This window comes from Ruminococcus sp. AF17-22AC, assembly GCF_003460065.1.
Classification (GTDB): Bacteria; Bacillota; Clostridia; order Lachnospirales; family Lachnospiraceae; genus Blautia_A.
The window spans coordinates 1-2,566 of sequence record NZ_QRXT01000023.1; the positions used below are offsets into that span (position 1 = coordinate 1).

Below are 2,566 nucleotides of genomic sequence, written 5' to 3' on the forward strand. Positions count from 1 at the left end.
CAAACTGTTAAGGAAACAATCGGAGTTGGTGTAAACGAAAAAGCAGCCTTGAGTTCTGATAAAAACTGCCCTTTCGTTTACATCAATTTCGATTTTACCTTGGTGAACAAAGTCGCGTCCCTTTAGCCGATAACTATGGGGATTCAATCGTTGCTCTTTTCCTTAAGTTTATCATACCGGATGTTTTGGTAAAAGTTTTTTATTCAAGAAATCAATTTCAGGCATGACAAACAAACCTCCTATGCGGAAGTCATTTATTCTATGCAATTGTAGATCTTAACATCTCATATGTGCACGAAAAGAAGAACTGTATTTATCTTTGCAGGGTGATACCATATTCCCTCCGCAAGAAGAACATTTGCATACATCGATGTTATACAAAACCTTTATCATTTCTACTGCATTTAGATTTTTTAATGTAGAAATGTATTTCTTACATCCAAGCAGGTTTCTGCAGTGAGTTATCTTTTTTCTCTTGTTTCTACATGATAGCAGACCATAGTGCCGGATTCTGACAAATCGTTTGGGAGGAACATGCATCATGAATCGATGGATGAATTCTTCTCCTGAAATTGTTTTCTCTTTCCAGCAGCCTTCGTTTTTATAATCTTTTACTATATATGTAACTGTCGTATCTGTCATGGATTTGATTCGATGATTACTGATTGCTATCCTGTGGGTATATTTTCCAAGATAATTGATAACCGACTGTGCACCATTGAAAGTTTCTTTACAGTAAGTGACCCAGTTCTTTTCATAACACTTATCAAGAAGTTCTTTAAAACGATAGCTGTTCTGATATTTCTCTGCTGTACCATGAAATTTAAGCTTAGAATCATTCCACAGGCTTTTTAACTCATCCAGATATTTTCCACGGAACACTTTCGAGATAACACCATATGGGAGAAAAAATTTTCCACCTGTATCTTTCCATTTGTTTACATCATCAAGCCCACCTCCAAGAACAATGGTATGAATATGAGGATGATAATTCATTGCAGAACCCCAGGTATGAAGAATGCAGATATACCCTATATTAGCTCCTAGATACTTTACGTCTTTTGCCAATTCGTTCAAGGTTGCTGAGGCAGCATGATACAGTGCATCATACAACAGCTTCTGGTTGCTGTAAATGATGGAATTCAATTCCTCAGGAACTGTGAATACTACATGATAATAGGGTGCATCAAGTACGTTCTCTTTTTGTGCATCAATCCATTTCTCTTTCGGAAACTCCTGGCACATGGGACAGCATCTGCTTCTGCAGGAGTTATTATGAATGCTGATACATCCGCAGTCCTCACAAACACTGATGTTTACACCAAAAGCGCCTGTTTTACAGTTCATGATATGATAAGCTGTTTTTCTATGATGAGCAGGAGGGCTATTCCTCTTTTCATAAGAAGGATAAAACCGTTCAAATACATCTTGTATCGTACATGATTTCTCCATAATCATTCACCGCCCATCTCATCAAATGGACTCCTAATTCCAAGCAGAGTTTTATTGCTTACATGCAGATAAACCTCTGTTGATTTTGGATCACGATGTCCCAGAAGCGCTTGAATATATTTTACATCACAGCCGGATTCAAACAGATGACTTGCAAAGCTGTGACGTAAACAATGCGTGGAGACGTGTTTCTGAATGCCTGCTCTTTTGGCACTTTCACGAAAAAACTGAATGACACTATCTTTTGTAAGATAATCCCCAGTCCATGAACTTGGGAACAAAATCCCCCTTGGTCTGCCACATTGAAACCAGTATTCTGTCAATATCTCGAGCGTTCGGTCTGCAAGCAAAGTATAACGATCAGAGCGACTTTTCCCATCACGGATGTGTATGGTTTTGTTCGTGCGTGAAATATCATCATAATGAAGATGTGTGACTTCTGAAACACGAAGTCCGCCTGAATACATAGTAGCAATCATAGCTTTGTGCTTCAGATTTGGCGTAGCATCAAGAATAGCTGATATTTCTGTTTTTGTAAGCACCGTTGGTAACTTCCTGTCCCTTTTCATACGAGGTATGTCATCATCATCCCAATTCTTCTTCAATATTTTTTTGTAAAAGAAGCGGATTCCTGAATGGTAGTGATTGTATGTTTCCGGTGAAATCCCGGAAAGTTTCTTTTCAGTTAGGAATATATCAACATCGTCAGTTGTCAATGCATCTATATCCTTGGCTGTGTGGTTCAAAAAATGAGCAACACTGGTACAGTATGCATGAATCGTGGAATCCTTGAGATTCCGTTTATTCGCAGCAGATCGAATCTGATTAAAAATTTCTTCGTACATAATAAAATCCTCCATGTAAAATCAGTAGTTAATGAAAAAAACTGCTTACATGGCGGTGCATTAGCATAATAAAACCGCTTGTCAGAAAAGCGGTCAAATGGTATTCTTTTCATAGGCAGTGGTGTCTTTCTGTATTGAATTGTTTTGTGTGGTAACTTTACAATATCAAATACTGGTAAGAATTGCCATTGCCTATTTTATTATTGAGAAAAAGAAAGCTGCGCCACAGCCTTGGCAGGCCATCGCGCAGCGATTTTGTTCAACTTGAA

The 2,566-nt window shown here is 38.1% G+C and carries 2 protein-coding genes; both read right to left on the reverse strand.

Going from position 1 to position 2,566, the window contains the following annotated elements:
- Positions 1 to 276 precede the first annotated feature (276 nt).
- On the reverse strand, positions 277 to 1,452 hold the full coding sequence (locus DWW86_RS16875) for an IS91 family transposase (protein WP_502696660.1): 1,176 nt from the start codon (positions 1,450 to 1,452) through the stop codon (positions 277 to 279).
- Positions 1,453 to 1,454: 2 nt separating this feature from the next.
- Positions 1,455 to 2,297: a tyrosine-type recombinase/integrase gene (locus DWW86_RS16880; protein ID WP_117944112.1), complete on the reverse strand. Its 843-nt coding sequence runs from the start codon at positions 2,295 to 2,297 to the stop codon at positions 1,455 to 1,457.
- Between the last annotated feature and the right edge of the window lie 269 nt (positions 2,298 to 2,566).